Consider the following 23,724-nt stretch of genomic DNA (forward strand, 5'->3'; position numbering starts at 1 on the left):
TTCCCGCAAATGGATGCGTAGACCCTGCAAAGGTCTTATGAAGGAAATTCGATGGACAAAGCCAAGAATTCAGAGTGGAGGTGCCAATGAATGCAGCCATTCAAAGCCAGCGGGAAGGCGTGGTGCTGACAGCCCAGAATCTGCTGCTGCAGTTCGGTGGAGTTGTGGCGCTGAATGATGTTTCGATTGATGTGCGCAAGGACGAGCTGCTGGCAATCATCGGGCCGAACGGAGCGGGAAAGTCTTCTCTGATGAACTGCCTGAGCGGGTTCTACCGCCCCAAGAAAGGCGAGATATCCCTGGCCGGGCGCAACGTGCGCGACATGGCGGTTCACGACGTGGCGGCACAGGGCCTGGCGCGCACTTTTCAAGGTACGCACATTTTTTCGGGCATGACCGTTATCGAGAACCTGATGGTGGGGCGCCACATGCACATGCGGGCCAATCTCGTGCAGTCGTTTTTCCATTTCGGCCCGGCAAAGCGCGAAGAAGTTTTGCATCGGGAGGTAGTGGAAGAAATCATTGAGTTTCTTGAAATTGAATCCATCCGGCATGTGCCGGTGGGCAGCCTCGGTTATGGGCTTCGCAAGCGCGTGGACTTGGGGCGCGCACTGGCCCAAGACCCGAAGATTCTGCTGATGGATGAGCCTATGGCCGGTATGAATACGGAAGAGAAGGAAGACCTGGCACGTTTCATTCTGGATGTGCGCGAGGCAAAGCGCATTCCTATTGTTTTGGTGGAGCACGACATGGGTGTGGTGATGGACCTAGCTGACCGCATCGCTGTGCTGGACTTTGGACGCAAGATCGCCGATGGAACGCCCAAGGAAATCCAGGCTAATCCCGCTGTGCTTAAAGCCTACCTTGGAGAGGGCGTCCAATGAAACTCGAAATCGCGACTCTTCCCCAGTTGCTGCGCAAGCATGCGCATGCCAATCCCAGCCGTCTTTCCCAGCGCCATAAGCAGCGCGGAATTTGGCGGGAGTACAGCTTTGCGGATGTGCAGCGCAACGTTCGAGAGATTGCGCTGGGCATGCACCAAGCGGGCGTCAAAGCGGGCGAGACCATTGCCATCATTGGTGAGAATGAGCCACAGCATTACTGGGCCGAGTATGCCGCGCATGCACTGGGATGCAAAGTTGTATCCATGTACCCGGACCTCACTTCGGAGGAGGTGGCTTATCTTCTGGACGACAGCGAAGCAGTCATCTTGTTCGCGCAGGACCAAGAACAGGTTGACAAGGGCCTGGATGTCCGGAACAAGACTTTGAAGATGCGCCACATTGTGTATTGGGACGAAACGGGGATGTGGTCGTATAACGACCCCATCCTGCATACCTTCGATGGCATGCAGCGGCAAGGGCGTGAAATCCATCAACGTAACGGAAAGATGTACGACGCGCTAGTGGATGCGGGAGCCCCCGATGACATAGCGGTTCTTTCTTACACTTCCGGCACGACGGGGCAGCCTAAGGGCGTCATCCTCACGCATCGCTTCTTAATCGACAACGCGCAGCGCTTGATCGATTCCATGGATGTGAGGCCGGGTATGGAATACCTGAGTTACATCGCGCCATCCTGGGCCACTGAACAAATATATGGCATCACCATGGGATTGGGATTGCCCATGGTAGTGAACTTCCCTGAGGGCCCGGAGCAGGTGTTGTCCAACATTCGGGAATTGGCAGTGGAAGGTATGACATTTGCTCCGCGCCAGTGGGAAAGCATGGCGTCCTCTGTGCAGGCGCACATGCTCGACGCAGGACCCATTCGACGAGGTGTCTACGAGTGGGGCATGAAGATCGGTCACACCGTCAATGTGGGGCGCTTGGATGGAAAACCCGTTGGCCTGCTGGACCGGTTGCTGTTTCCTATCGCCAATGCACTGGTTCTGCGCCCGTTGCGAGATCTGCTCGGCCTGACCCGGCTGCGCTGTGCCAGCTGCGGTGGTGCCACCATGGCACCAGATGTGTTTCGCATGTTCCATGCCATGGGTATACCGCTGCGCAACATCTATGGCTCCACCGAAACCGGGTTGCTGACATGCCACCAGGGTGACCGATTTGATCTGGAGACCGTAGGACACTGGATGAAGGCGCATCCAGAGGCGGGCCCACCATTGGAATGGCGCTTGAGTGCGGACGGCGAACTGCAGATCCGTGGCGGAAGCCCGTTTCTGGGCTACTACCGCAGAGAGAGCTCCGTAGAGTCTAAGGTGAAAGATGGCTGGTTCTACACGGGCGATGCCGTAACGAAAACGGAGCTAGGCGAGCTCGTGTTCCTGGAGCGGTTGTCGGACTTGAAGCGCTTGCGCAGCGGCGAAACCTTCCCGCCGCAGTTCGTCGAGACACGCCTTCGGTTCAGTCCCTTCATCAAGGACATCATGACGGTGGGAGACGAGACAAGGGACTTCGTGGCCGCTCTCATCAATATCGACATGTCTGTTCTGTCGCGGTGGGCAGAAGACAAGCGGATCGGATTCTCAACCTTCACCGATCTGTCACAGCGGCCAGAGATCGCCGAGTTGATCGGCCAGGAAATTGCCCGCGTGAACCAGTTTTTGCCGGCGCATGCGCGAGTCAAGCGATTCGCCAATTTTCCGAAAGAGCTTGATCCGGACGAGGGCGAGCTAACACGTTCGAGAAAGCTGCGGCGCGAATTCCTGGAGGTGCGATACGCCACGCTGATCAACGGTTTATATGACGGCTCGCACGCCGTGCGTATCGATATTCCTGTGACCTACCAGGACGGTCGGCGCGGCAATTTCGAGGCTCTGGTGTCCATCCATGACACGGACGCCGCAGGGTCAGACCACCTGGGCGCAGCCCGAAGCAGAGGACGGAAATGATCGATTTTATTAATTACCTGATAAACGGTGCGCTGTCAGGGCTTCTGTATGCGTTGATCGCCATGGGGTTCGTCGTGATCTATCGCGCGTCAAAGGTGTTCAACTTTGCACAAGGTGAGTTGGTGGTCTTTGGCGGCTACATGGTGTGGTGGACGATTATTCAGATGGGTCTACCGCTGTGGGTCGGATTGCCCGTGGCATTCGTTAGTGCTGCAATTTTTGGTTTCATGATTGAGCGGATATTTTTTGCCCGTCTGGTTGGAGAGTCTGTCTTCTCGATGGTCATGGTGACGATCGGTCTCTTGATTCTGATCCGAGGCGTTGTGTTGGTGCTTTTTGGCCCACAGGTGCGTGCTTTTCCGATCATCTTTCCTCTGGATCCGATCATCGTTGGCGATCTCATCGTCTCCCGTTCGATGCTCTACGGTGGAATTATGACCATCTTCATCGGCGTTGGTCTCTCCTGGTTTTTCAACCGGACAAGGGCTGGTTTGACCATGACGGCCGTGGCGGAAGACCACCAGGTGGCCATGTCCATGGGCATCTCGGTGCAGCGTTCCATTGCCTTTGCGTGGGTGCTGGGATCCGTGCTTTCCACACTGGGGGCGATAGTGCATTTGAGTGGCCGCTCCATCAACATGATGAGCTCCGACATCGGCCTGGCTGCTTTGCCGGTGGCCTTGCTGGCTGGGTTGGAGTCCCTCGCAGGGTTGCTGATCGCCGGTGTTTTGGTGGGTGTGATTCAGGGTTTGGCTTCGGCCTATCTCGATCCCCTGGTGGGGGGAGCGCTGGGCTCCGTCTTTCCTTTCATCATCATGCTGGTGGTGTTGTTAATTCGTCCCACCGGCATGTTCGGGTGGAAAACCATTGAGAGGGTATGAGCATGGATCCCGCAGGTGTATTCGCGACTTCTTTCGCCAAAGACCAAGCACTAATTCGCACGCGCAGCCAGGCGGTGGCATTGGGCCTGTTTGTTATCGCGCTGTTTGCGCTGCCCCTGATCAGCGAGGTCCGCTGGGTGGCGATCATGACCTCTATGCTGATTACTGCAGTGGTGGTCATGGGGCTGCAGATCAATACTGGTCTAGCGGGTCAGATCAATTTGGGCCAAGCTGCGTTCATGGGGGTTGGTGCGTATGCAACAGCGCTCCTAGCGACGAAAGGCCACCTGCCTTTCTGGCTGGCTTTGCCCATCGGCGGGCTGTGCGCGGCGCTTTTTGGGCTGGTGTTTGGATTAACCGCAATGCGCATAAAGGGTTTTTACCTTGCCTTGACCACGATTGCTGCGCAGATCTTGTTCCACTTTTTTGTGCTCAACCTGCCTGCCAAATGGCTGGGGGGATCTAACGGCATCACTCTGGAACCAGCACAGTTCCTTGGGTTCGTTTTCAACACCGATACCCGCATTTACTACCTGTGTCTGGTAGTGGCCTTCATCATGATTGCGGGCGCCTACGGCGTCGCACGCAGCCGCCATGGTCGAATTTTTGCGGCAGTGCGTGATGACGACGTGGCCTCAGGAATGATGGGCATCAATGTCGTGCGCACCAAGGTACTTGCCTTCTTGCTGGGTGCGTTTTACGCGGGCATCGGTGGAGGGCTCTGGGCTTACTACGTCAGGTTCGTGGCGATTGACCAGTTCACCCTGATCCACTCGATATGGTTCATCGCGATGATCATTGTGGGTGGCATGGGGTCGGTGACGGGCGCGCTGATCGGCGTTTTTGTTATCCGTACTGCCCAGGAGACGATCACCATCGTGGGCCCTTCACTGGTCGAGAACTTTTCCTTCCTGAGCGGAGACGTTGTTTTCGCAGTGATGAATATTTTCCTGGGTGGAGTCATCGCGGCCTTTCTGATCTTTGAGCCACGCGGTCTGATGCACCGGTGGAACATCGTCAAGCGGTCTTATCGCATGTGGCCCTACCCATATTGACCGCAATCCTGTTTTCTGCAGCCACCTTAGGCGCTGGGAAGGGCTGATCCAATGCAAAGCGCTACTACAAAAGGAGACATTTTTATGAAAACGAATCGAGCAAAGTTGTCGGCAATGGTCAAGCTGGGGCAACGCGGCGCTTTGCTGGCGTCAACCTTGTGCCTTGGCGGCATGGCACAAGCTCAGACTACTTACAACGTGGCTGGCCTGGCTGACTTCACCGGACCTTTCGCAGACATCATGAAAGATATGACGGGATGCCGCCGTGCGGTACTCGACTGGTGGAGCGAAGAGGTCGGTAAGGCGCAGGGCGTGGCATTGCGAATCAAGGATTTCGACACCCGCTATGACGTCGCCCAAGTGGCCAGCCTCTGGCCAGGCATCAAGTCCGAGCTCAACCCGGTGGCTGTTCTGGGTGTGGGCGGTGCAGATACCAATGCACTGCAGCAGCGCTTGCCTAGTGACAAGGTGCCTCTTGTCCAGTCGACAGCAGGATATGGATTCGCTTGGAAGGGTGATAACTGGGTGTTCAATGCCCGTGCCACTTACCCGCACGAAGCGGCTGCGTTTTATGTGTGGATGCAGAAGAAGTCGGGTTCGCCTGTTCCTCTCAAGGTGGGGGTGATTTCATCGGAAGTATCGCCGGCCTACGTGGACATCCACAAAGGTGTCGAGAAGTTCGCTAAGGACAATCCGAAGATCATTGAAGTCGTTGAAACGATTTATACCGAAGCACAGCCGACCGACCTTACCCAGCAGGTCAGCCGCCTGGTCCGCAAGGGGGCCACGGTACTGCAGGTGTTCAACAATACAGCATCGGTAGTGGCGACACGGCGCGCCCTGCAAAGCCTTGGAAAAACCAATATTCCGATAGTGGTTAGCGCTCATAACGGGTTGCTTTCGTCGGGGAAAGCGCTGGGTGACCTGAGCCAAATGGATGGAAACTTTGAGGTCTATGGCATGGCCATGGCCGCCGAAGGCGCAACACCGGCACGGGACTTCTTCGAGAAACTGCGCAGCCAATACAAGTTGCAAGCCGCCTACAACTCCGCCTGCATTATGGGCATGAGCCAAGCGATGTTGACGGTTCGTGCCGTTGAAAATGTTGTCAAGGTCAAAGGTGCTGGCGGTGTGACGGGCGAAGAGGTTCGCGCTGCACTGCTGTCCACCCCCATGCCTACCGAGCGCAGCTTTGGCTTGTTGCCCAATATCAAGTTCAACAATGATGCGCCGTTCCCGACCTCGGGCACAGCCGTCAACATCGGCACCGTCGAAAAGGGAAAGTACAAACTTCTCGAGCAGAACGTTCCGGTTCCTGTGTTGAACAAGTGGTAATTGCAAATCGGCCTGGGTCTCGGGCCACCGAGACCCAGGCCACATCATCTGGAGCTACCCGTGCTTGAACTGAACAACGTTGAAGTCCTCTACAGCGACGTCATTCTTGCTGTCAAAGGCATTACCGCCAAAGTCCCCGCTGGACAGTGCGTGACCTTGCTGGGCGCCAATGGCGCTGGCAAGAGCACCACGCTCAAGGCCATCTCCAACCTGGTTAGGACAGAGGATGGTCGTGTGACGGCGGGGAGTATCAAATTTGATGATGCGGACATCACAGGTGCGAACCCAGTCGATGTCGTTCGCAAAGGGTTGGTGCACGTCATGGAAGGGCGCAAGGTTTTGCGTCACATGACGGTGGAGCAGAACCTGGTAGTGGGCGGCCACATGGGCAGCGCCAGCGAGGCCAAGGAAATGCTGGACGAGGTGTACGACCGCATCAAGCGCCTGGCAGCCTTGCGCAGTCGCACGGCGGGTTATTTGTCCGGCGGGGAGCAGCAATTGCTAGTGATTGGCCGAGCCCTGATGGCCAGGCCCAAACTGGTAATGATTGACGAGCCCTCACTCGGCCTGGCCCCGTTGATGGTCGATGAGGTCTATGGTTTGTTAAATGACCTCAAAACGAGCGGCCTGACGCTGCTAATCGTTGAGCAAAACACGCGCGTTGCCCTCGACTTGGCCGACTATGGCTATGTGATGGAGAGTGGGCGGATCGTTCTGGAAGGACCATCCAGCAGCCTAAAGACCAACGAGGACGTACGGGAGTTTTACCTCGGCCTGACGGTCGATGGGGAGCGCAAGAGTTTCCGCGACATGAAACATTACCGCCGCCGCAAGCGCTGGCTGGGTTGACCGCATTGGGTCAGCCGTTTTCCAAGTTTTCAAGGATGGGTTTATGAGCATCGTTTCCAATGCATTGCTGAGCGAACAAGAAGTCATTATTCGGGAGTCTGCCCGGCGTGTCGCGACTGAAGTGGTGGGTAGCACGGCCGCCGAACGTGATCGCACGGGGGCTTGGCCACACGACGAAATCAAGGCAGTTGCCGACGTAGGCTTCATGGGCATGCTCGCCCCGCCAGCACACGGCGGTTCCGGGCTTTCATTTGTGGAGTATTGCCTGGCTATTGAAGAATTCGCAGCGGCCGATGGTGGCTTCGCCACCATGATGCACGTCCACAACTCAGCTGCGCACGTGTTACGTAGTTTTGGAACCGAACAACAGATGGCCCGCCATCTGCCGGATCTGGCCAGTGGCAAGCGCATTGGTGCCTTTTTATTGTCAGAGCCCCATGCAGGCTCGGATACCGCAGCCATCCGGACCACGGCTAAGCGGGACGGCGACGTTTATGTGATCAATGGCAGCAAACAATGGATTTCCAACGGCAGTGAAGCGGGCTTTGCGCTCGTCGTGGCAGCAACTGCGGAACCAGGTGCCCGTCACCGCTTCAGCCTGTTCATCGCGGACCCTGAAGATCCAGGCTACCAATGCTTGCGTATCGAAAGGAAGCTGGGCCAGCACACGGCCCACACGGCTCAGATTCAGCTGGACAACATGCGTGTTCCAGTTCAGAACATGATCGGCGAGGAAGGGCGCGGGTATGGCAAAGCACTATCGCTGTTGTCCGATGGGCGCATCGCAATCGCCGCCCTGGCCATCGGCATTGCCCGTGCAGCGTTGGAGGCGGCCATCCGCTACGCCAAAGAGCGCGAGGCCTATGGCAAGCCACTCACCGAACTGCAGGCCATTAGCTTTGATTTGGCGGAAATGGCCATGCAGGTTGAGGTGGCGCATCAGTACATGCTGTATGCAGCTCGTCTTACGGATGCGGGCCTGCCAACCAGTAAGGAGGCCTCCGTTGCTAAACTCTATGCCAGTGAAATGGCTGAAAAGGTTTGCTCTGCGGCGCTGCAAGTGCATGGTGGCTACGGGTATGTCAACGACTTCCCGGTCGAGCGCTATTATCGCGATGTGCGCGTTACAAAGATCTACGAAGGCACTAGTCACATTCAAAAGTTGATCATTGCGCGCAGCATCCTGGCTGGCTGATGAGCACGGCCTTTCTCCGCAGCCCTACCGGCGAAAGCAGTTCGAAACCATTTGCCTCAGTTAGCGATACGAATGCCCGCAAGGAATACAACATCAATGAGTACGCAAATTGAGGCAAAACCCAAGTCACGCCCACGCGATCCTGCAAAGAGATCGGGCAAGGGCGCGAAATGGAACAATGCGGTCAGCGGCGCGGATGAGCAGTACCAGCTCAAAAAGCAAGCTGTCATTGCGGAAGCTTCGCGCGCATTTGGCCGCCATGGGTACAAGAATGTCTCCTTGGACGAGATTGCAAAAACGCTCAACGTCACCAAGCCTGCCCTTTACTACTACTTCAAGAACAAGCAGGAACTTGTCTACGAATGCCACGAGCTTGCCATGCATTTGGGAGATCGCGTCTTGCAAGACGCGATCGCTTCGGAAAATACTGGTTTCGGTCGGATCTCGGTCTTCATTAAGAACTACATCTCGTTGCTAACGGATGAAATGGGCGCACCGGCGATCCTCCAGGATTTCTCCGGTATGACTGTGGCGGATCAGAAAAAAATCACTTTGCGTCGGCGAAAGTTTGATCAAGAGCTGCGCAAAGTGCTCGAGGGGGGTGTTCAGGATGGTTCCATTGCCCCGTGCAACGTGAAATTGGCGGTGTTCTGGTTCATGGGCGCTGTTAGCTCGATTACCCAATGGATGCATATCGATGGCAGCCTTGGAAGCGACGAAGTGGCCGATATTTTTATCGGTTTTCTTGCGCATGGTATTCGTCCCAATCAAGGGTGAATCTGCTTACTTGTCGCATTCCGGGCGACTATATGGTCGCGTCTGGACCAGGTGCGTATAAGACCCCCGAGCCACTCTTTTATTGTCGGCATAGGCATCTTGCTGCCCAGCGCTAGCTGGGGTCTCAGCGGTTGATCCCTGATGATTGCGATAAAGGTCAGGTTGCGGCGGAAGTCGACATTGACCAAGAAAACTTGGACGACCGCACGCAGCCTTTTGCTGTCGTTCAGCCGTCAAGTACGAACGGCAGCACCCAGCCTAAAGCCGCCACGCCTGAAGGTTCAGGGTTGGATGTCGTCAACTTCTGTTTGCATTCGAACGAAACTTTCTAGCTGACTAAGACGAGCCAATCCGGCCTGAGCAACATCGAAGCTTGGGCAATGTTCGATGCCGTACAGCAACTTGACATGGCACTTCCTAGGATCGTTGGTCTCGGACTGCCTAAGCTGCCTACTGCTGTTCCAGAATCTCCAGAGCCTCTTTCGCAATCGCCAGCGAGAGTTCCTCATGAAGAATCCCAGCCTTTAGCACCAAGTGTTGCAAACGACGTTCGCGACTAGGCTCCTTGCCGATGAAGTCGCGCCGTTCAATGCGCTGGTAGATGTCAAGCTTGGCCTGGTGCATCGCCTGCAGTCGGGCGATTTCCTTCTCAAGCCCCGTGGGGCCAACCGCAGCCTCGGCGCGCAGGCGCACCATGAGCTCGTCGCGCAGGGGCGTGGGGTCCTGCTGCTCGGCGATCCAGCGCCGGAGTTCCTTGCGACCTGAAGGCAGCAGGCGGAACTGGCGCTTTCGGCCGCGGCCCGTCTCCGCGGGCAAAGCCTCGATCCATCCTGCTTCCTCCAGCCGTGCCAACTCGCGGTAGATCTGCTGGTGCGTGGCGTGCCAGAAGTAGCCGATGGACTTGTCAAAGCGCTCGGCGAGCTCCGAGCCCGAGCAGGGGTGCTCGACAAGGGCAGTGAGAAGGGCGTGGGGCAGGGACATCGAAAGGGTGCGCCGGGAGGAAACTGCAAAGGCCGCCATCTTGCCTGAATCGGGAGGGTTCTTCATTGTTTATGCAACCAGTTGCATAAATGCGGGATACTGGCTATATTTGTGCAACTGGTTGCATAAAAAAGAAAGAGACCTGCGATGAACGCCATCCTGAAACCCGCCCCGGCCCCGCTGAAATCTCCGGCTGACAGCAATAGCCCCTATCCACACCTGCATGCCCCGCTGGACCTGGGCTTCACCACGCTGAAGAACCGCGTGCTCATGGGCTCCATGCACGTGGGGCTGGAGGAGGTGGCCAACGGCTTCGAGCGCATGGCAGCTTTCTATGCCGAGCGCGCGCGCGGCGAGGTCGGGCTCATCGTCACGGGCGGCATTGCACCCAACGAGCGCGGTCGGCCCATGCAGGGCGGGGCCATGCTGGTCAACGAGCACGAGGCCGCGCAGCACCGCAAGGTGACCCAGGCCGTGCATGCTGAGGGCGGCAAGATCGCGATGCAGATCCTGCACTTCGGTCGCTATGCCTACCACCGCGACCTGGTGGCCCCGAGCGCGCTGCGCGCACCCATCAACCCCCACGTGCCGCATGCGCTCACCGCTGATGAGGTGGAGCAGACCATCGAAGACTTCGCGCGCTGCGCCGCGCTGGCCCAGCACGCGGGCTACGACGGGGTGGAGGTCATGGGCTCCGAGGGCTACCTGATCAACGAGTTCATCGCTGCGCGCAGCAACCACCGCGATGACGCCTGGGGCGGCAGCTACGCCCACCGCATGCGCTTTCCGGTGGAGATCGTGCGGCGCACGCGCGAGCGCGTGGGGCCGAACTTCATCATCATCTACCGCCTGTCCATGCTCGACCTGGTGGAGGGCGGCTCCACGCTGGCCGAGGTGATCGAGTTGGCCCAGGCCATCGAGGCGTCGGGCGCCACCATCCTGAACACCGGCATCGGCTGGCACGAGGCACGTATCCCCACCATCGCCACCAAGGTGCCGCGCGCGGCCTATGCGTGGGTGACAAAGCAGGTGATGGGGCAGGTGGGCATACCGCTCATCACCTCCAACCGCATCAACACGCCCGAGGTGGCCGAGCGCCTTCTGGCCGAGGGCTTTGCCGACATGGTCTCCATGGCGCGGCCCCTGCTGGCCGATGCCGACTTCGTGCGCAAGGCGCGCCAGGGCCGGGCCGACGAGATCAACACCTGCATCGCCTGCAACCAGGCCTGCCTGGACCACACCTTCGGCGGCAAGATCACCAGTTGCCTGGTCAACCCCCGCGCATGCCACGAGACGGAACTGGTCATCGCCCCCACCGCCGCCAAGAAGCGCATCGCCGTGGTCGGCGCCGGTCCGGCCGGCCTGAGCTTTGCTGTCACGGCCGCCCAACGCGGCCATGCAGTGGTGCTGTTCGATGCGGGCAGCGAGATCGGCGGCCAGCTCAACATCGCCAAGCAGGTGCCGGGCAAGGAGGAGTTCTACGAAACCCTGCGCTACTACCGCCGCCAGCTGGAGCTGCACGGTGTGGAGGTGCGCCTGAACACCCGAGTAGAAGCGGCCGACCTGGCGGGCCAGGGATATGACGAGGTGGTGGTGGCCACAGGCATAAAGCCGCGCACCCCGGACATCGAAGGCATCGACCACCCCAAGGTGCTGAGCTACCTGGACGTTCTGCGCGACAAGAAGCCGGTGGGCCGGCGCGTGGCCATCATCGGCGCGGGCGGCATCGGCTTCGACGTGGGCGAGTACCTCACGCACGAAGGCGAGAGCGGCGCGCTGGCACCTGCCAAGTTCAATGAGGAGTGGGGCATCGACCCCGCCTATGCCCAGGCCGGCGGTCTGCGCCCTGCACAGGTGGAAGCCCCCGCGCGCCAGGTGCACCTGCTGCAGCGCAAGAGCAGCAAGGTCGGCGATCAGCTGGGCAAGACCACGGGCTGGATCCACCGCACCTCGCTCAAGGCGCGCAACGTGGGCATGAGCTCGGGCGTGGCCTATGAGCGCGTGGACGATGCGGGCCTGCACATCACCATCGATGGCGGCGCACCCCAGGTGCTCGACGTCGACCACATCGTAGTCTGCGCCGGCCAGGAGCCGCTGCGCGCGCTGTACGACGCGCTGGTGGCCGCGGGCCAGAGCTCCCACCTCATCGGCGGTGCCGACGTGGCGGCCGAACTCGACGCCAAGCGCGCCATCCTGCAGGGCACGACGCTCGCCGCATCCATCTGACTGATTTTCGATTTATCCCCAGGAGACACACCATGACCGAAGCACCGAAGAACATCCACCCCGCCGTCGCCCGCTCGCTCGACACCTGGCACCACATGGTGGCCAGCCGCGACCTGTCGAACCTGCTCTCCATCGTGCATCCCGACGCGGTGTTCCGCTCGCCCATGGCGAACACGGCTTACACCTCGGCCCCGGCGCTGATGCTGGCCCTGTCCACGGTGATCCAGGTGTTCGAGGACTTCACCTACCACCGCCAGCTGGCCACCGACGACGGCCTGAACATCGTGCTGGAGTTCAGCGCCCGCGTGGGCGACAAGCAGCTCAAGGGGATCGACCTGGTGCGCTTCAACGAGCAAGGCCAGATAACAGAGTTCGAAGTCATGGTGCGCCCTTTGAGCGGCCTGCAGGCCCTGGGTGCCGAGATGGGGGCGCGGCTGGGCGACAAGCTTCCGGCCTTCAAGGCAAAGGCTTGAAGCGTTCGTAAAAGAAAAGACAGGAGACAAAGCCCATGACCGCCACCACCGCCCCGCCAACTTTCGCGCCTTGGGAGAGTTCCTACCCGCCAGCCCTGCGCAACTACCAGCTCGACTTGGCGGCGCTGCCCGCCAATGCTGCGCAGCTGGCCACGCAGGCCGCGGCGGACCACGGGGACCAGCCCGCATTCACATTCGTACTGCCCACGGGCGCGAACGTGGTGCGCAGCTTTCGCGAGATCGATGCCCTGTCGGACGCCTTCGCCGTCTGGCTGGTGCGCGAGCAGGGCCTGCAGGTGGGCGATGTGCTCGCGCTGCAGTTGCCCAACAGCCTGCACTATCCCATCGCGGTGTTCGGTGCGTGGAAGGCCGGGGTCATCGTGACCAACGTGAACCCGCTGTACACCGGGCGCGAGCTGCGCCTGCAGCTCGAAGACAGCGGCGCGCGGCTGCTGTTGGTGTGCGACATGTTCCTGCCGGTGGCGCGGCCTGTTGCAGAAGAGTTGGGATTGCCGGTGTTGACGGCCAGCCTGTGGGACTTTTTTGAGGAACCCGTGGCCTCAGCCATCCGCGCCAAGATGGCGGGGCCTGCCGACCCCGCCGCGGTGCCGCTGCCGCGCATGGTCGATGCGCTGGCGCAGGGCAAGGCGCTGGCACCTGTCGACCACCGCAGCCACCCCGTGGCGGTGTATCAGTACACGGGCGGAACCACCGGGCGCAGCAAGGGCGCGGTGATCACGCACGGCAACATCCTGGCCACCCTGCGCATCACGCGCGATTTTCTGGATGCCTACGACGGCCCCCAGCGCGGCGAGACCATGCTCACCGGGCTGCCCATGTACCACGTGTTCGCTTTCATGGTGAACTTCCTGGTGTTCTTCCAGGTGGGGGCGCGCAACCTGCTGGTGCCCAACCCGCGCCCCATGTCCAACCTGCAAAAGACCTTCGAGCAGTTCGACGTGCAGTGGACCGCCGGGGTGGACACGCTGTTCGCTGGCCTGATGGCCGAGCCCTGGTTCCAGGCCAGCCCACCGAAGCTGCGCTACGCGTTTTCGGGTGGCACGGCCTTGCGTACATCGACCGCGCAGGCCTGGCAGGCGCTGGTCTGCCCCATCATCGAAGGCTATGGCATGACAGAGACGTCCTGCATCGTCTCGTGCAACCCGCCCTCGGCCACGCCGCGCCTGGGCACCGTGGGTGTGCCCATGCCTGGTTGCCGCGTGCGCGTGGTGGATGATCAGGGGCGCGACCTGCCCCAGGGCGAGCGCGGCGAGCTGCTGGTGCGGGGCCCGCAGGTCGTGGCCGGCTACCTGCATGCGCAGGCCGACAGCGCCAGTGCGATCAAGGACGGCTGGCTGCACACGGGCGATATCGCGCAGCTGGAAGAGGGTGGCTACATCCGTATCGTGGACCGCAAGAAGGACATGATTTTGGTCTCGGGCTTCAACGTCTACCCCAACGAGGTGGAGGACGTGCTGGCCGCCCACCCCGGCATCGCCGAGGCCGCCGTCATCGGTGTGCAGGATGCCGCCACCGGCGAGGCCGTACGCGCCTTCGTCGTGCCGCGCAACCCCACGCTCACGGTCGAGGACGTGGAGCGCCACTGCCGCACCCAGCTCACGGCCTACAAGGTGCCGCGACAGATCGTCTTCCGCGATCAACTGCCCAAGTCGCCGGTGGGCAAAATCCTCAGGGCTTCGCTGCGCGAAGCAATGTGATCGTGGTCTGATGCGCGCTGCGGCTCTTGCAGACTCGATTTACAGGTACGGCGGCAATGCAGCGGGAGCTGCCGGTCAACCCTGAAAGGTCGCACTGCAACATGGCCGGCGTTGGAAGCCGCACAGCGGTCATTCGATAGCGCCAGCGATCGACCCATAGCAGGCGTTCCGCGCCCGCGGGAAGCGGTCCATCGTGGGGTGCAACTTTGTTCGGCGGTTCTCCCGGCGCGCACACTGTCAGTCTGTCAGTATGTGTCGGTAGAGGCCGTGTCATGAACGGCCTGCTGTCGATATTGGCCGGACTGAAGAAGGCGAAACCAGCGGTGATCCGCCACCGGGAGTGTTGTAGTCAGGCGATTGACGATGGCACTCGTGCGCGCGCCACAGTTATCCGGCCAGACCACAGCCGCACTTCTTGAACTTCTTGCCTGAACCACAGGGACAGGGCGAATTGCGCCCGATCTTTACTCCAGCGGAAATCGGCGTGTCTTGTCTGATGGCCAGAGGACGCACTCCGGGGCGCCACTGCTGCAGCGGATTGGCTTTGATCCGCGCGATCAGTTGGCGTTGGCTCGCGAGGGTCATCCGGGCCTGGGGCGTTAGGCCGGCCGCGTACACCTGCAGCCGCTCCATCTCGCTCTCAGCCTCTGCGTGCAAGCCGCAGTAAGCCAGAACGACGGCGTACTGCGCACGGACATCCAAGTGTCGATTCAGCAGTTGGTTGTCCACGACCACTGGCATCACGTGTTGCTCAAGAATCTCCCGCGCGCCGACGAAATCATGTCGTGCGACGAACTCGTCAGCGAGGTCTTGCCCGACACGTATCAGCGAGTCGATGGCGCCGGCGATACCGTAGAACTTCATGGCATGGATTCGCGCGAATGGCGCGAGCACGTGCAACTTGCCGGCCACCATGGCTTTGAGTTCGAGCGCATCCGCGAGTCGCTTGATGTCCGCGTGATCAAGTCCCGGCTTGTTGATGAGCGCCCAGAGCGCGGCTTGCTTCGCGCCGACAACCTGCTCGAGCCGAATGCCGAGAACCGCGAACGTCTCGTCGATCACCTGATCGACCACGCCCATCGCGCTTTCGTAGCGCTCAAGGCGAAAGAGCGCCGCTGCCGCGTTGTAGAGGAAAACCCGTCGGTGGACAGGCTTGTCCGGCAATCGGCTGTCCAGCTCGCGAATCGCGCGCCAAACCCCCTCCTCGTCACCTTGATTCGAGAAATGGAGCATGCGCTTCATCAGGAAGGACAGAACTTCCTCCTCACCGAGCGCGCCGCTATCGATTAATTGCTCCATCGCCTCCAACCTAGGCGCCAGACGATCCATGTGCCCGAGCTTCATGTCCGAGAAGACCAGACCATCGAGAGCCCAGTACCGCTGCTCCGGATCTGATTCGTTTTTGGCGACCAGCGTCTCCAGACCGTGCCAGACCTCTACTGCCACGCCCATTTCGTGGAACATCTCTTCGCCGATAAGGTCCACCAGCGTCTTGACGTCCCCAGTGGCCAGCAGCAGCCGCGTGTAGAGCGAGAAGCGCGCCGTGTTGCGATCACGATTGAACGCCATGACCATCAGATCCTTGAGGGCAACACGAGCCCGTGATGCGACCTCTGCGGGCATGCCCGACAGGTGCTGGCTCCCGACAACACGGATGGCGTCATGCAGTCGGATCTCCTTGTTGCCATAGATCTCCACCACCCCAGCGGGTCGCAGTGACCGGATCACTCCAGCAACCGCTTGCTCGTTCATCTCAAGGGCCGCGTCCAGCAGCTTGTTGATCTCGGCTGGTAGCAGGCCAATATCGGACAGGCTCAGCACCGCAATCGTCTGTTGTGCGGCGGGGTGAAATGCGTAGAACACCTTCGCCAAGATGACCTCTTGTGCGGTCTGGGTCAGGTTCGTTAACGCTTCGACGGCGTCGCACATCTGGTCGATGCGCCCTGAGTACTCTTCGCGAGCAATCGTGACGGCACTCCTGACGAACAGAGGCATGCCAGCCGTCAGTATCTTCAGGCGCCCCATGGTGACCGCATCCCCTCGACACCCCCAACCGACAACCGCCGCCGCAACATCGTCAACACCCCACCCCTTCAGCGGCTCTCGCGTCAATCCCAGAAGGGCTTCGATCTCGGGCAACGTCCCAAGCGGCTGCGCCAGGAGCACGAACTTCAGCGCCGACGTGGCATCGATCATGCGCTTGAGGCTATCAGCCGAAACACAATGCACGTTGTCCAATACAACGGTCGGCGAGAGCCTCAAGCGCTCGAGATAGATGTCCAACTGGCGAAGTGACTCGACGCCAGTGGCGCCCGGCAGCAAGATCTTGCGCACCGCATCTGGTCCGGCGCCGGCCAACTTGGCGGCCAGCTCACGCACCAGCGAGAGGGCGAGGGCCTCCCCCGGCGTCTCGGCGCAATCGAAGTACGCGCAGATGTGCCTGCTCAAGGCGGCCGCCTGTGAAGCCCACGCAGTCTTCCCGGCGCCCGAGAAGCCGGAAACGATCCGGACTCGGGAGCTCGAGTCGATTTGAGGTTCGTTCTCCTGCGGGCGGTACTGCTCGGGCGGTGCCGGGAAGTCCTGCAGTTGGATCAGGATCTGGTCCAGCAGTGACGGGAAATCCGCGACCAAGAAGGTGTGATCCGCATGGGGCGCTTCCCCGGCGGCCGCAGCCTGGACGCGGCCGGCCAGTTTCCAAACGAGGGAGTCGGGCGCCAGCATCGCAAGTGGGACTGCGGTGGCTCGGTCGACGCACCATGCGACTGCCTCATCGATATTCGCCCAAGCCGGTGGAAGTTGCCCGAGGTCACCAGAACACACGCGGCCTGGCCACAGGATCTCTACGTCGCCCGCCAGCTTTCCTGTCTCGACCTGTTCAGCCAATGTCGGCCCTAAGGCTCGGTTGACCACCACCACGCACGTTGCGCGCCCCTGCCGACGGCCCTGCTGGTGCTCTTGCCGCAGGCTATCGAATCGTTCCATCGTCGAGTTGATGTCGGCCGGCATGATCGGCTGGCTACGCGTCTTGACCTGGATGTAGCAGCGCCCCGCTGGTGTGACGAGCTCGATATCTTCGTCCCGCTCGACAACCACGGACGTAGCGCCGGTCTGTTCTGAAGTCAGAAGGCACGCGGCAGCATAGAGATGCTGATAGAGGAAGCCCCGGTGTACCGCCGCAATGCGGATCTCCTGGGCTGGATCGAGCGTCGGGGTGTGGGGCATATGGGAAAGAAGTCTTGGTTTCGGTCCTCGCGGGGGGCATTTGCCAGCAGTAGCTGATCACCCCATCTGGGATGCAACACCTATCCTGCCCACGGCTAACGGCAGAGCGAGCGTACATGTCATTTTGGGGCTCGCCGCCCAGCCGTACCTCAACCAACGCCGGACCGATGCGCTCGAAAGCCAACTTCCCGGGCGGCTCTACTCTATATTGGGCGACTTCAACACCAAGACAGCGCGGGGCAACGATTCAGCGCCTTACCCAGGGATCCGACGGATGGCAGGACAACGATTGACGGGAGCGGCTGCGCAGACCGAGGCCATGCGGGCGCTGGCCCACTCTCGTGCCGGCATCGAATCGTCCCTGGCGCCCTTCGAGCCAAGAAGCACATTCGCGGTCTGGTTCTCGACCTTCCGTGGCATCGAAGAGCTGATCAACCTACCGGGAGAACTGCGTGGCGAGCCGCTCCTCGACGAGATTGGTGGACTGGCTCTCCTGGACATGGCCGGAGCCCTCAGGGCACTGCCATCCATCAAAGCAGGACTGGAGTCACGCTTCTCCCGATTGGTGGCGAAGAGGCTCATGCAGACGCTTATTCAACTGCAAGCCATCGCCCTGTCGTTTGCAATGCATCAGCTGCCTGCAGCTCGGGAATTGGCAACCGTCGGTACGGCCATCGGCTACCTACAGTCCCGCCGTCGGCATCTACTGGCTTTCCTTCACACGATTCCTGGTGTCTGCCGAGGAACTCAGCGGCTGCACGAACTGGACGGCCTCAACCAGTTCCTCTACCTCATTGAGACCGCCGGCCTGGGGACAACGTCAATGCATCACAACCTGATGCTGGCCCTGGTGTACCCGGACTTCGCCTTAGATGTCGACGCGGTGGGAATCTTGGCAAGTCACAGCTTCAACGGACTGGACGCGTTGTTTCTGGAGCCCGAGCGAACAGCCATCACCGAAATGGCCGATGTCGACCTCAGCGTGGTGAAGCGTGTTTCAGTAAACCGCCGACTGATTTTTTCCAAGGCCGAGCTGGAGAACAATCTCGCGCTCATGGCCGCGGCGTATGCGGAGTTCAACCTCCACAAAACGTCATTTGGTCAGTTGGCCGCGTTCATCCGCAGCTTGCTCTCTCTCGTTGTGGACGAGTATTTCGTTCGGCTGACAGTTAAGCGCTTCGACGAGTTGTGTTCCGAGCAGAAGCTACCCGACGCCCTTATAGGGGCGCTTGTCGTTCAAGGCGCCGACTACGTCGACAACACCAGCACTTACGCGCCGTTCACGCGTGTCGGCGGCGACCTAGTCACTTCGATTACCCTGCTCAATCGATTCGCGAACCACTGGAAGAGTGTCTGTCTGAACCGCGTTCGTCGATATCAAATCCGCTCTGGATTCATCTTCGAGAAGTCGGTCAAAGCAGCTCTGCGGACCCAAGGATTCGACGTTACGGAGATCAAGAGAGTGGAGCGCGCGGAGTTCGACGTCGTTGCGACGCTCGACGGCGTGATCTACAACGTTCAGTGCAAGAACAACCTCGTTGACTTGAATCGGATCGAGACCGACGTACGGAGGTTCGTTCGCTACAACCGCTCTCTTGACCTGGCCTACAGGAAGGCCCTCGCGAAGGAGCGCGCGCGCGAGCAAACGCTCTTGCGGGAGTTGGGCCTTACCGCAATCAAGCACTTCGTTGTGAGCCGCTATCCCGTTGCAACGCAGAACCCCTACGTTTTGGCCTTCGGCGAAATCTCGCGGTTCAGGGATATTGCGGTCGGGACGTGAGACCGATAGCTGTCCGGCAGCCGGCTGGCGAGTAGCTGGGGTTATTCCGGTCGCCCGAGTGTCTGTATTGCGTCGCGATACTGAACGACTGTTTGTGGCCGGTCGAGCCCGACGACTTTCCGAATTGCTTGTCCTACACCTGCCGCTCAGGAGGTGCCCTCCTGAACGCCCGCTTTTGGTCGATGCAGGTGGCCGACGCGGCACCCGCACCCGACCACAAGGGGAAGTTCGCGAGTGACTGCTTCAGTTAGGCTATCACTCAACATAGAAATACGAGTTCTCTGATGCCGCAATATCTCCGAACCAGCAGTGTCCGACTCATTGAAGCCAGCCAGGAAGCATTGCATCTGGCATTTGTCGGATTGGGATTGCCTGCACGTCAAGAGCTTCGCGTTGGGGCTGCACAATTCGCTGCGTCGGCGGGGCTTATCGGTGTTGCGGTTGAACAAGCGCTGTCCGCCATATTGGTGCAGGTGCTGGGCGAAGATGCGTTGATGGCGAGTCGGACTCAATTCAAGTCTGCGCGTGAAGTGCTTCAAGACGTTCGATCTCTGTTGGTAGCCCCTCCGCCGCGGGCTTCGTTCCTGACCTATGGTCTTCTAGACGCTGCTGCTCACCGCCAGGAACTCCACAGAGCCACAGAAGGATTCACGCTCATTATTGGCGAACGTGCGGCGGGCCTTCACGCAGGTCAAGGTCCATCGCGTGCCGTCGCCATGGTGCAGGCGCAGAAGGTGCTTGTCTTTTACGACCTGTTAGCGCGTTCGAGCCGCGTCCGACCGTATCTTGAACAACGTCCTCGCTCGCCAGAAAGCACACTTGATACAGAGGTCATTGTCGATGACTTGGCTCGGCGCTTCATCGAAGCTGAAACGCTGGGGGAGCGGAGCGCCGCCCTGCGGTCCCTGTTTCTTGTACTTCCTGAGGTTCCGGCGACAGCTCCCGAGTGGTTGGACGCATTCGACCGATCTGCTGTGGCGCCAACGAACGATGACATCAACCTCTTACTTCAGACGCTGGAACGTGCAGCGCCAGTCCGATTCCATCGGCTAAATGCTGGTGGCCAGGGTTTGCCGGTCGCCGTGCGGCCCAATGATGCGAACGCGCTTCCAATAGCGCCCCACCACCTACGTCGGGCGTTTGGTGATGTGCTCGGACAATTCGACGCTTACGTCGGCACGGCGAATGGACGTCTGAACGATGGACATCTAGACGTGCCGCCCGAGAGCTTCCTGCTCGACTTGTGGGTCTTTGGACCCAACCAACTCATTCAAGAGTTAAATCGCGAGCGACTGACGGCGCATGAGGCGTGGCCGTTCATCGTGACGGCGCTATCGTCACCTAGGATCAATCGTCCATTCTGGTTCCTGGTCTCAATGGTGGATGACCTGGGGCAGCTTGTCGCCCAGTTGGGCCGAGCGTTCGCTATCGGTGGCGGGGGGCATCTTCGGCAGCAGCAGGCTCCTACGCTTGAGGCGATTGACGCGCTGCGTCGTGGGCAAGTGCTTGCGTTAAATAATCCGATCGTGGCTACTGTGCGTTCGGCCTACGCCGAAGCTAGTACCCGTCGGCAGGCTATTGCTCCAGCCATTGAGCGTAATCGTGGAACGGCACGAGACGCTGGACCTGAAGCCGAGGCCGTCCTTCGCCGAGTTTCCGAAGGCGAATTGGTTGCGGGACAAGCGTTTGAAACGGTCATGGGCTTACCCAATCAAGAGGCAAAGCGATATTGGACGCGTCTTCTGGCTGAGTCGGCGTCTGATCCCGAGGACCGAGAGATGTTAGTTAGGATTCATCGCGATGATGACCTAGTGCCCGCCCAGTCTGCGGCCCGAAAGGCGATGAAACTCATTGACGCAGTTAGCTACGGACCTCAGGTTGAACTCGAGTAAGCATATGGCGCTTCGCGCTTGCAATCAGAATAGTTCCGAGCACAGGGCAAGAAGCAAACACGTACCCGCTGTTCAACGACCGCTCTGCGGTGATGACTTCTGCCAAAGAGTGTCAGCAATGGGTCGATCGCTGACCCCGGTGAATGCCCGCTGATGGGCCTCCAACCCTCGCTTGTATCGCGATGAGGTCGACGATTCGTAACCGACAGCTCCCAGCCTGATTAAGACCTTAAATCGACTCGGGTAAAACCGGAGAGAAGCATGCGCCTGCCTCGAACTCAGTTTCGAGGCGTAGCGCACTTCGTCTATGCAAAGTGGCCTCGCAGTAGACCTGAAGTTTGGCAGAGTGAAGGTGTCATTGCGACGCTTTGGCAACCACGACTGGTATCGTGTGCTGGTCTGGTCGGTCAGGTAGAGGTGAAACGCGTGGTCACCTTGCCGTGGGCTCAGTGGTCAAGTGCATCTGGTTTCTGCACTGACGAACCAGACTGGAAAACCACCAAAGGACAGATATGCCTCTGAATCAAAGAGCCGTAAAACGCCGCAGTGAACCCACTGGAACGACCGTCATAGATCGCCACTACCGATTCGCTTTGCCGAAGGAGATGGACTGGAAGGTCGGAACCCGGGTGTACTTCTCCATCATCAAGAGTGTCGCCGCCCGAGGCAAGTCAAAAGGGTTCGTCATCAGCAAGAAGCCGGGGCCAGTGTGGAAGGGGCGGCTGTTCTCTGGGCGAGTGCGGCGCAACGGCTTTGCTCCGTTGGCCAGGGGGCACAAACCAATCGGCTGGCGCCGCCCCAAAGGGCCAACAGTCCCCTGAAGGGAGCATGCCCTGCAGCAGCTCGACGTGGGCATTGGGATCAGTCAATATGGAGCCGATATGACGATGAACCGAACCAACTATCCAGGGGTGCCAGACGACTTCCCTGTGACAGCAACCGTGGCAGCTGTTTCTGGCGCCCAGCCCAAGATGAACCTGGTCGAGGAAGGTGGCAGGTTCTATGCACCGGGCATGTCGCCGGGCGAAGTTCTGACGGTCTTCCAGATGTGTGACGACCTGGTGTCGCAGATGGTCCCGTACTGCCAGAGGAAGCTGGCGACCTACGAAGGCAATCAAGAGACGACGGTCAAGGCTGCGCTGAAAGGCTTGCTGGCCAAGCGATGGTGCACCGATGCGCAGTGTGTGTGGATCATGCGCAGGGTGGTGGATGAGCTGCAGTGGGCGGTTGGTGATGGCGCCTTGCAATCCGACCAACCCGATGGCTTCTGAAATCGCCAAGGAGAAGTGTCCGATTTCTTTTCGGTTGATTGAGCCCGGGCTATACCTGTCGTGCGACATCCCGCCACAACGTACGGCATACCCCCCCACATGAAATACCCATGACTGACCTACTTGTGCTGCCACCACCTAAACGATCTCGCTCCCGGCGCCTTCGCAAGAAGCTGCACATCGGCGAGTTCCAAGTGCTGGGATTCGACTACGAGTTGACTTGGCGCGTGGCACCGTCGATTGATGTGCAGGATCGGTTCATCGATCAGTTGCTCGAGGACCTCGTCGCGCCCAGAGCGCTGAGTCTAGGCGGAGGGGTCAATTGCGGCTTCGTGGCCGCGCGTCGCGGGAGCGTCACGGACGCTGATCGCGCCGCCTTCGAGAGCTGGCTCGAGCGATGGCCGGATCTCGCCGAGATCAAGGTCGGCCCTCTGCGAGATGCCTGGTACGACGAGGCGCCTTGAGCGCCCGCTCTTCGATCACGAACTCAAGGGGACACTCATGAACGGTCGGCCCCATTCACCGGCGCGGCCCTTGGAAAACCAAGCGGGTGGTGGAACTGGGAGCACCGGGGGCACTGAAATGGGTGCCAGTGCCGCCATGACTGGCCTGCGCCGAATCTACCGACCGGGCTATGCATTCATCAAGGCCGGCGTCATGCTGCTGGACTTGCACAGCGCACGCCTCAAACAAGGAGAGCTTGAGCTAGAACCGCTGGAGAGCCACGCAGGCTCTCGGGAGCGGCTGATGGGGGTGCTCGATGAACTCAACCAGCGCTATGGACGTGGAACGGTGAAGCTCGCCAGCGCCGGAGTGCAGGCCCAGGGACAGACTGCCAGTTGGACTATGCGACAGGAGCGCAGGTCACCGGCCTACACCACGCGCTGGGAGGACATGTTGGAGGTGGGGGAGGTACCTGCAACAGGTCCGCCAATTTATGCTCATGCCTCAACCCGGCAATCAGGCGCGCTTTGTCGGCGCAGCTGTGTTTGCGTCTCTTGAACTGCCTACTCAGGCTGCTATTGAGTCTGAGTTTCTGGAGGCGTCAGGAGAACAGCTGGCACCGCTACTTGCCGAGTGCTCGAACTACTTCATTCAAGCCCGCTATGCCTATGAACAGATCGGTGGCAGCTACAACTTGAGCGGCATCCGCACGCTCGCAAAGGGCTTGCTTGATGCCGTGAAAGCCTTCGGTACCAAGAATCCCTGAGCGAAGTGCTC

The 23,724-nt window shown here is 59.9% G+C and carries 19 protein-coding genes; 17 read left to right on the forward strand and 2 right to left on the reverse strand.

The genetic code is table 11. From position 1 onward, the window contains the following. Positions 1-86: 86 nt before the first annotated feature. The 8 genes from ACTPOI_RS01265 (at position 87) to ACTPOI_RS01300 (ending at position 8,940) form a co-directional block, all read left to right on the forward strand. Positions 87-884, forward strand: a complete 798-nt coding sequence (locus tag ACTPOI_RS01265) for an ABC transporter ATP-binding protein (protein ID WP_066788815.1) — start codon at positions 87-89, stop codon at positions 882-884. Next, positions 881-2,848 carry an AMP-dependent synthetase/ligase gene (locus ACTPOI_RS01270; RefSeq protein WP_066788817.1) on the forward strand — a complete coding sequence of 656 codons (1,968 nt, stop codon included), beginning with the start codon at positions 881-883 and terminating at the stop codon, positions 2,846-2,848. The genes ACTPOI_RS01265 and ACTPOI_RS01270 overlap by 4 nt, the downstream gene beginning before the upstream one ends. After that, positions 2,845-3,729, forward strand: a complete 885-nt coding sequence (locus ACTPOI_RS01275) for a branched-chain amino acid ABC transporter permease (protein WP_056743883.1) — start codon at positions 2,845-2,847, stop codon at positions 3,727-3,729. Before ACTPOI_RS01270 ends, ACTPOI_RS01275 begins: the two co-directional genes overlap by 4 nt. Positions 3,730-3,731: 2 nt before the next feature. Then, positions 3,732-4,784, forward strand: coding sequence for a branched-chain amino acid ABC transporter permease (locus ACTPOI_RS01280; protein WP_066788820.1), 1,053 nt, complete (start codon positions 3,732-3,734; stop codon positions 4,782-4,784). Positions 4,785-4,868: 84 nt separating this feature from the next. Beyond that, the gene (locus ACTPOI_RS01285) at positions 4,869-6,119 is read left to right on the forward strand and encodes an ABC transporter substrate-binding protein (protein ID WP_082759273.1); all 1,251 of its coding nucleotides are present in this window, start codon (positions 4,869-4,871) and stop codon (positions 6,117-6,119) included. Between the two features lie 60 nt (positions 6,120-6,179). After that, positions 6,180-6,968, forward strand: coding sequence for an ABC transporter ATP-binding protein (locus ACTPOI_RS01290; protein ID WP_409886579.1), 789 nt, complete (start codon positions 6,180-6,182; stop codon positions 6,966-6,968). A 43-nt stretch (positions 6,969-7,011) separates the two neighbouring features. After that, positions 7,012-8,163, forward strand: a complete 1,152-nt coding sequence (locus tag ACTPOI_RS01295) for an acyl-CoA dehydrogenase family protein (RefSeq protein ID WP_066788828.1) — start codon at positions 7,012-7,014, stop codon at positions 8,161-8,163. A 96-nt stretch (positions 8,164-8,259) separates the two neighbouring features. Continuing rightward, positions 8,260-8,940, forward strand: coding sequence for a TetR/AcrR family transcriptional regulator (locus tag ACTPOI_RS01300; protein WP_066788831.1), 681 nt, complete (start codon positions 8,260-8,262; stop codon positions 8,938-8,940). Between the two features lie 450 nt (positions 8,941-9,390). Here ACTPOI_RS01300 and ACTPOI_RS01305 read toward each other — a convergent pair whose 3' ends face one another. After that, positions 9,391-9,921, reverse strand: coding sequence for a PadR family transcriptional regulator (locus ACTPOI_RS01305; protein ID WP_066788839.1), 531 nt, complete (start codon positions 9,919-9,921; stop codon positions 9,391-9,393). Positions 9,922-10,068: 147 nt separating this feature from the next. Between ACTPOI_RS01305 and ACTPOI_RS01310 the strand changes: the two genes are divergently transcribed. Genes ACTPOI_RS01310 through ACTPOI_RS01320 form a run of 3 tightly spaced genes read left to right on the forward strand, consistent with a single transcriptional unit; the run spans position 10,069 to position 14,338 of the window. Next, a complete protein-coding gene (locus ACTPOI_RS01310; RefSeq protein WP_066788834.1) occupies positions 10,069-12,147 on the forward strand; it encodes an NADPH-dependent 2,4-dienoyl-CoA reductase in 2,079 nt (692 codons plus the stop codon). A gap of 32 nt (positions 12,148-12,179) precedes the next feature. After that, a complete protein-coding gene (locus tag ACTPOI_RS01315) occupies positions 12,180-12,620 on the forward strand; it encodes a nuclear transport factor 2 family protein (RefSeq protein WP_007854945.1) in 441 nt (146 codons plus the stop codon). 35 nt (positions 12,621-12,655) lie between these two features. Then, complete coding sequence (locus ACTPOI_RS01320) at positions 12,656-14,338, forward strand: AMP-binding protein (RefSeq protein WP_067511704.1); 1,683 nt, start codon at positions 12,656-12,658, stop codon at positions 14,336-14,338. Between the two features lie 387 nt (positions 14,339-14,725). On the opposite strand, the gene ACTPOI_RS01325 is transcribed toward ACTPOI_RS01320, so the two are convergent. Beyond that, positions 14,726-17,560 carry an SEC-C metal-binding domain-containing protein gene (locus ACTPOI_RS01325; RefSeq protein ID WP_066784837.1) on the reverse strand — a complete coding sequence of 945 codons (2,835 nt, stop codon included), beginning with the start codon at positions 17,558-17,560 and terminating at the stop codon, positions 14,726-14,728. A gap of 274 nt (positions 17,561-17,834) precedes the next feature. On the opposite strand from ACTPOI_RS01325, the gene ACTPOI_RS01330 reads away from it, so the two are divergent. From ACTPOI_RS01330 to ACTPOI_RS01355, 6 genes are all read left to right on the forward strand, one after another. After that, positions 17,835-19,340: a hypothetical protein gene (locus tag ACTPOI_RS01330; RefSeq protein WP_260668948.1), complete on the forward strand. Its 1,506-nt coding sequence runs from the start codon at positions 17,835-17,837 to the stop codon at positions 19,338-19,340. A 284-nt stretch (positions 19,341-19,624) separates the two neighbouring features. Continuing rightward, complete coding sequence (locus ACTPOI_RS01335; protein WP_260668947.1) at positions 19,625-21,232, forward strand: hypothetical protein; 1,608 nt, start codon at positions 19,625-19,627, stop codon at positions 21,230-21,232. A gap of 881 nt (positions 21,233-22,113) precedes the next feature. Beyond that, positions 22,114-22,503 (forward strand): hypothetical protein, encoded by a 390-nt coding sequence (locus tag ACTPOI_RS01340; RefSeq protein ID WP_066784842.1) that lies wholly within the window; start codon positions 22,114-22,116, stop codon positions 22,501-22,503. Between the two features lie 110 nt (positions 22,504-22,613). Next, positions 22,614-22,967 (forward strand): 50S ribosome-binding protein YggL, encoded by a 354-nt coding sequence (locus ACTPOI_RS01345; RefSeq protein ID WP_066784845.1) that lies wholly within the window; start codon positions 22,614-22,616, stop codon positions 22,965-22,967. A gap of 283 nt (positions 22,968-23,250) precedes the next feature. Next, positions 23,251-23,505, forward strand: a complete 255-nt coding sequence (locus ACTPOI_RS01350; protein ID WP_421563359.1) for a DUF4113 domain-containing protein — start codon at positions 23,251-23,253, stop codon at positions 23,503-23,505. Beyond that, complete coding sequence (locus tag ACTPOI_RS01355; protein WP_066784848.1) at positions 23,441-23,713, forward strand: hypothetical protein; 273 nt, start codon at positions 23,441-23,443, stop codon at positions 23,711-23,713. The genes ACTPOI_RS01350 and ACTPOI_RS01355 overlap by 65 nt, the downstream gene beginning before the upstream one ends. Positions 23,714-23,724 lie beyond the last annotated feature (11 nt).

It is taken from the genome of Acidovorax sp. BL-A-41-H1, assembly GCF_051942715.1.

Bases quoted from the DNA above. Each gene is read 5' to 3' on its own strand.
- ACTPOI_RS01340 (WP_066784842.1), top strand. From the start codon at position 22,114: ATGACGATGAACCGAACCAACTATCCAGGGGTGCCAGACGACTTCCCT.
- ACTPOI_RS01280 (WP_066788820.1), top strand. From the start codon at position 3,732: ATGGATCCCGCAGGTGTATTCGCGACTTCTTTCGCCAAAGACCAAGCA.
- ACTPOI_RS01270 (WP_066788817.1), top strand. From the start codon at position 881: ATGAAACTCGAAATCGCGACTCTTCCCCAGTTGCTGCGCAAGCATGCG.
- ACTPOI_RS01330 (WP_260668948.1), top strand. From the start codon at position 17,835: ATGGCAGGACAACGATTGACGGGAGCGGCTGCGCAGACCGAGGCCATG.
- ACTPOI_RS01325 (WP_066784837.1), bottom strand. From the start codon at position 17,560: ATGCCCCACACCCCGACGCTCGATCCAGCCCAGGAGATCCGCATTGCG.
- ACTPOI_RS01285 (WP_082759273.1), top strand. From the start codon at position 4,869: ATGAAAACGAATCGAGCAAAGTTGTCGGCAATGGTCAAGCTGGGGCAA.
- ACTPOI_RS01310 (WP_066788834.1), top strand. From the start codon at position 10,069: ATGAACGCCATCCTGAAACCCGCCCCGGCCCCGCTGAAATCTCCGGCT.
- ACTPOI_RS01305 (WP_066788839.1), bottom strand. From the start codon at position 9,921: ATGTCCCTGCCCCACGCCCTTCTCACTGCCCTTGTCGAGCACCCCTGC.
- ACTPOI_RS01275 (WP_056743883.1), top strand. From the start codon at position 2,845: ATGATCGATTTTATTAATTACCTGATAAACGGTGCGCTGTCAGGGCTT.
- ACTPOI_RS01265 (WP_066788815.1), top strand. From the start codon at position 87: ATGAATGCAGCCATTCAAAGCCAGCGGGAAGGCGTGGTGCTGACAGCC.
- ACTPOI_RS01335 (WP_260668947.1), top strand. From the start codon at position 19,625: ATGCCGCAATATCTCCGAACCAGCAGTGTCCGACTCATTGAAGCCAGC.
- ACTPOI_RS01295 (WP_066788828.1), top strand. From the start codon at position 7,012: ATGAGCATCGTTTCCAATGCATTGCTGAGCGAACAAGAAGTCATTATT.
- ACTPOI_RS01300 (WP_066788831.1), top strand. From the start codon at position 8,260: ATGAGTACGCAAATTGAGGCAAAACCCAAGTCACGCCCACGCGATCCT.
- ACTPOI_RS01350 (WP_421563359.1), top strand. From the start codon at position 23,251: ATGGGGGTGCTCGATGAACTCAACCAGCGCTATGGACGTGGAACGGTG.
- ACTPOI_RS01345 (WP_066784845.1), top strand. From the start codon at position 22,614: ATGACTGACCTACTTGTGCTGCCACCACCTAAACGATCTCGCTCCCGG.
- ACTPOI_RS01315 (WP_007854945.1), top strand. From the start codon at position 12,180: ATGACCGAAGCACCGAAGAACATCCACCCCGCCGTCGCCCGCTCGCTC.
- ACTPOI_RS01320 (WP_067511704.1), top strand. From the start codon at position 12,656: ATGACCGCCACCACCGCCCCGCCAACTTTCGCGCCTTGGGAGAGTTCC.
- ACTPOI_RS01355 (WP_066784848.1), top strand. From the start codon at position 23,441: ATGCTCATGCCTCAACCCGGCAATCAGGCGCGCTTTGTCGGCGCAGCT.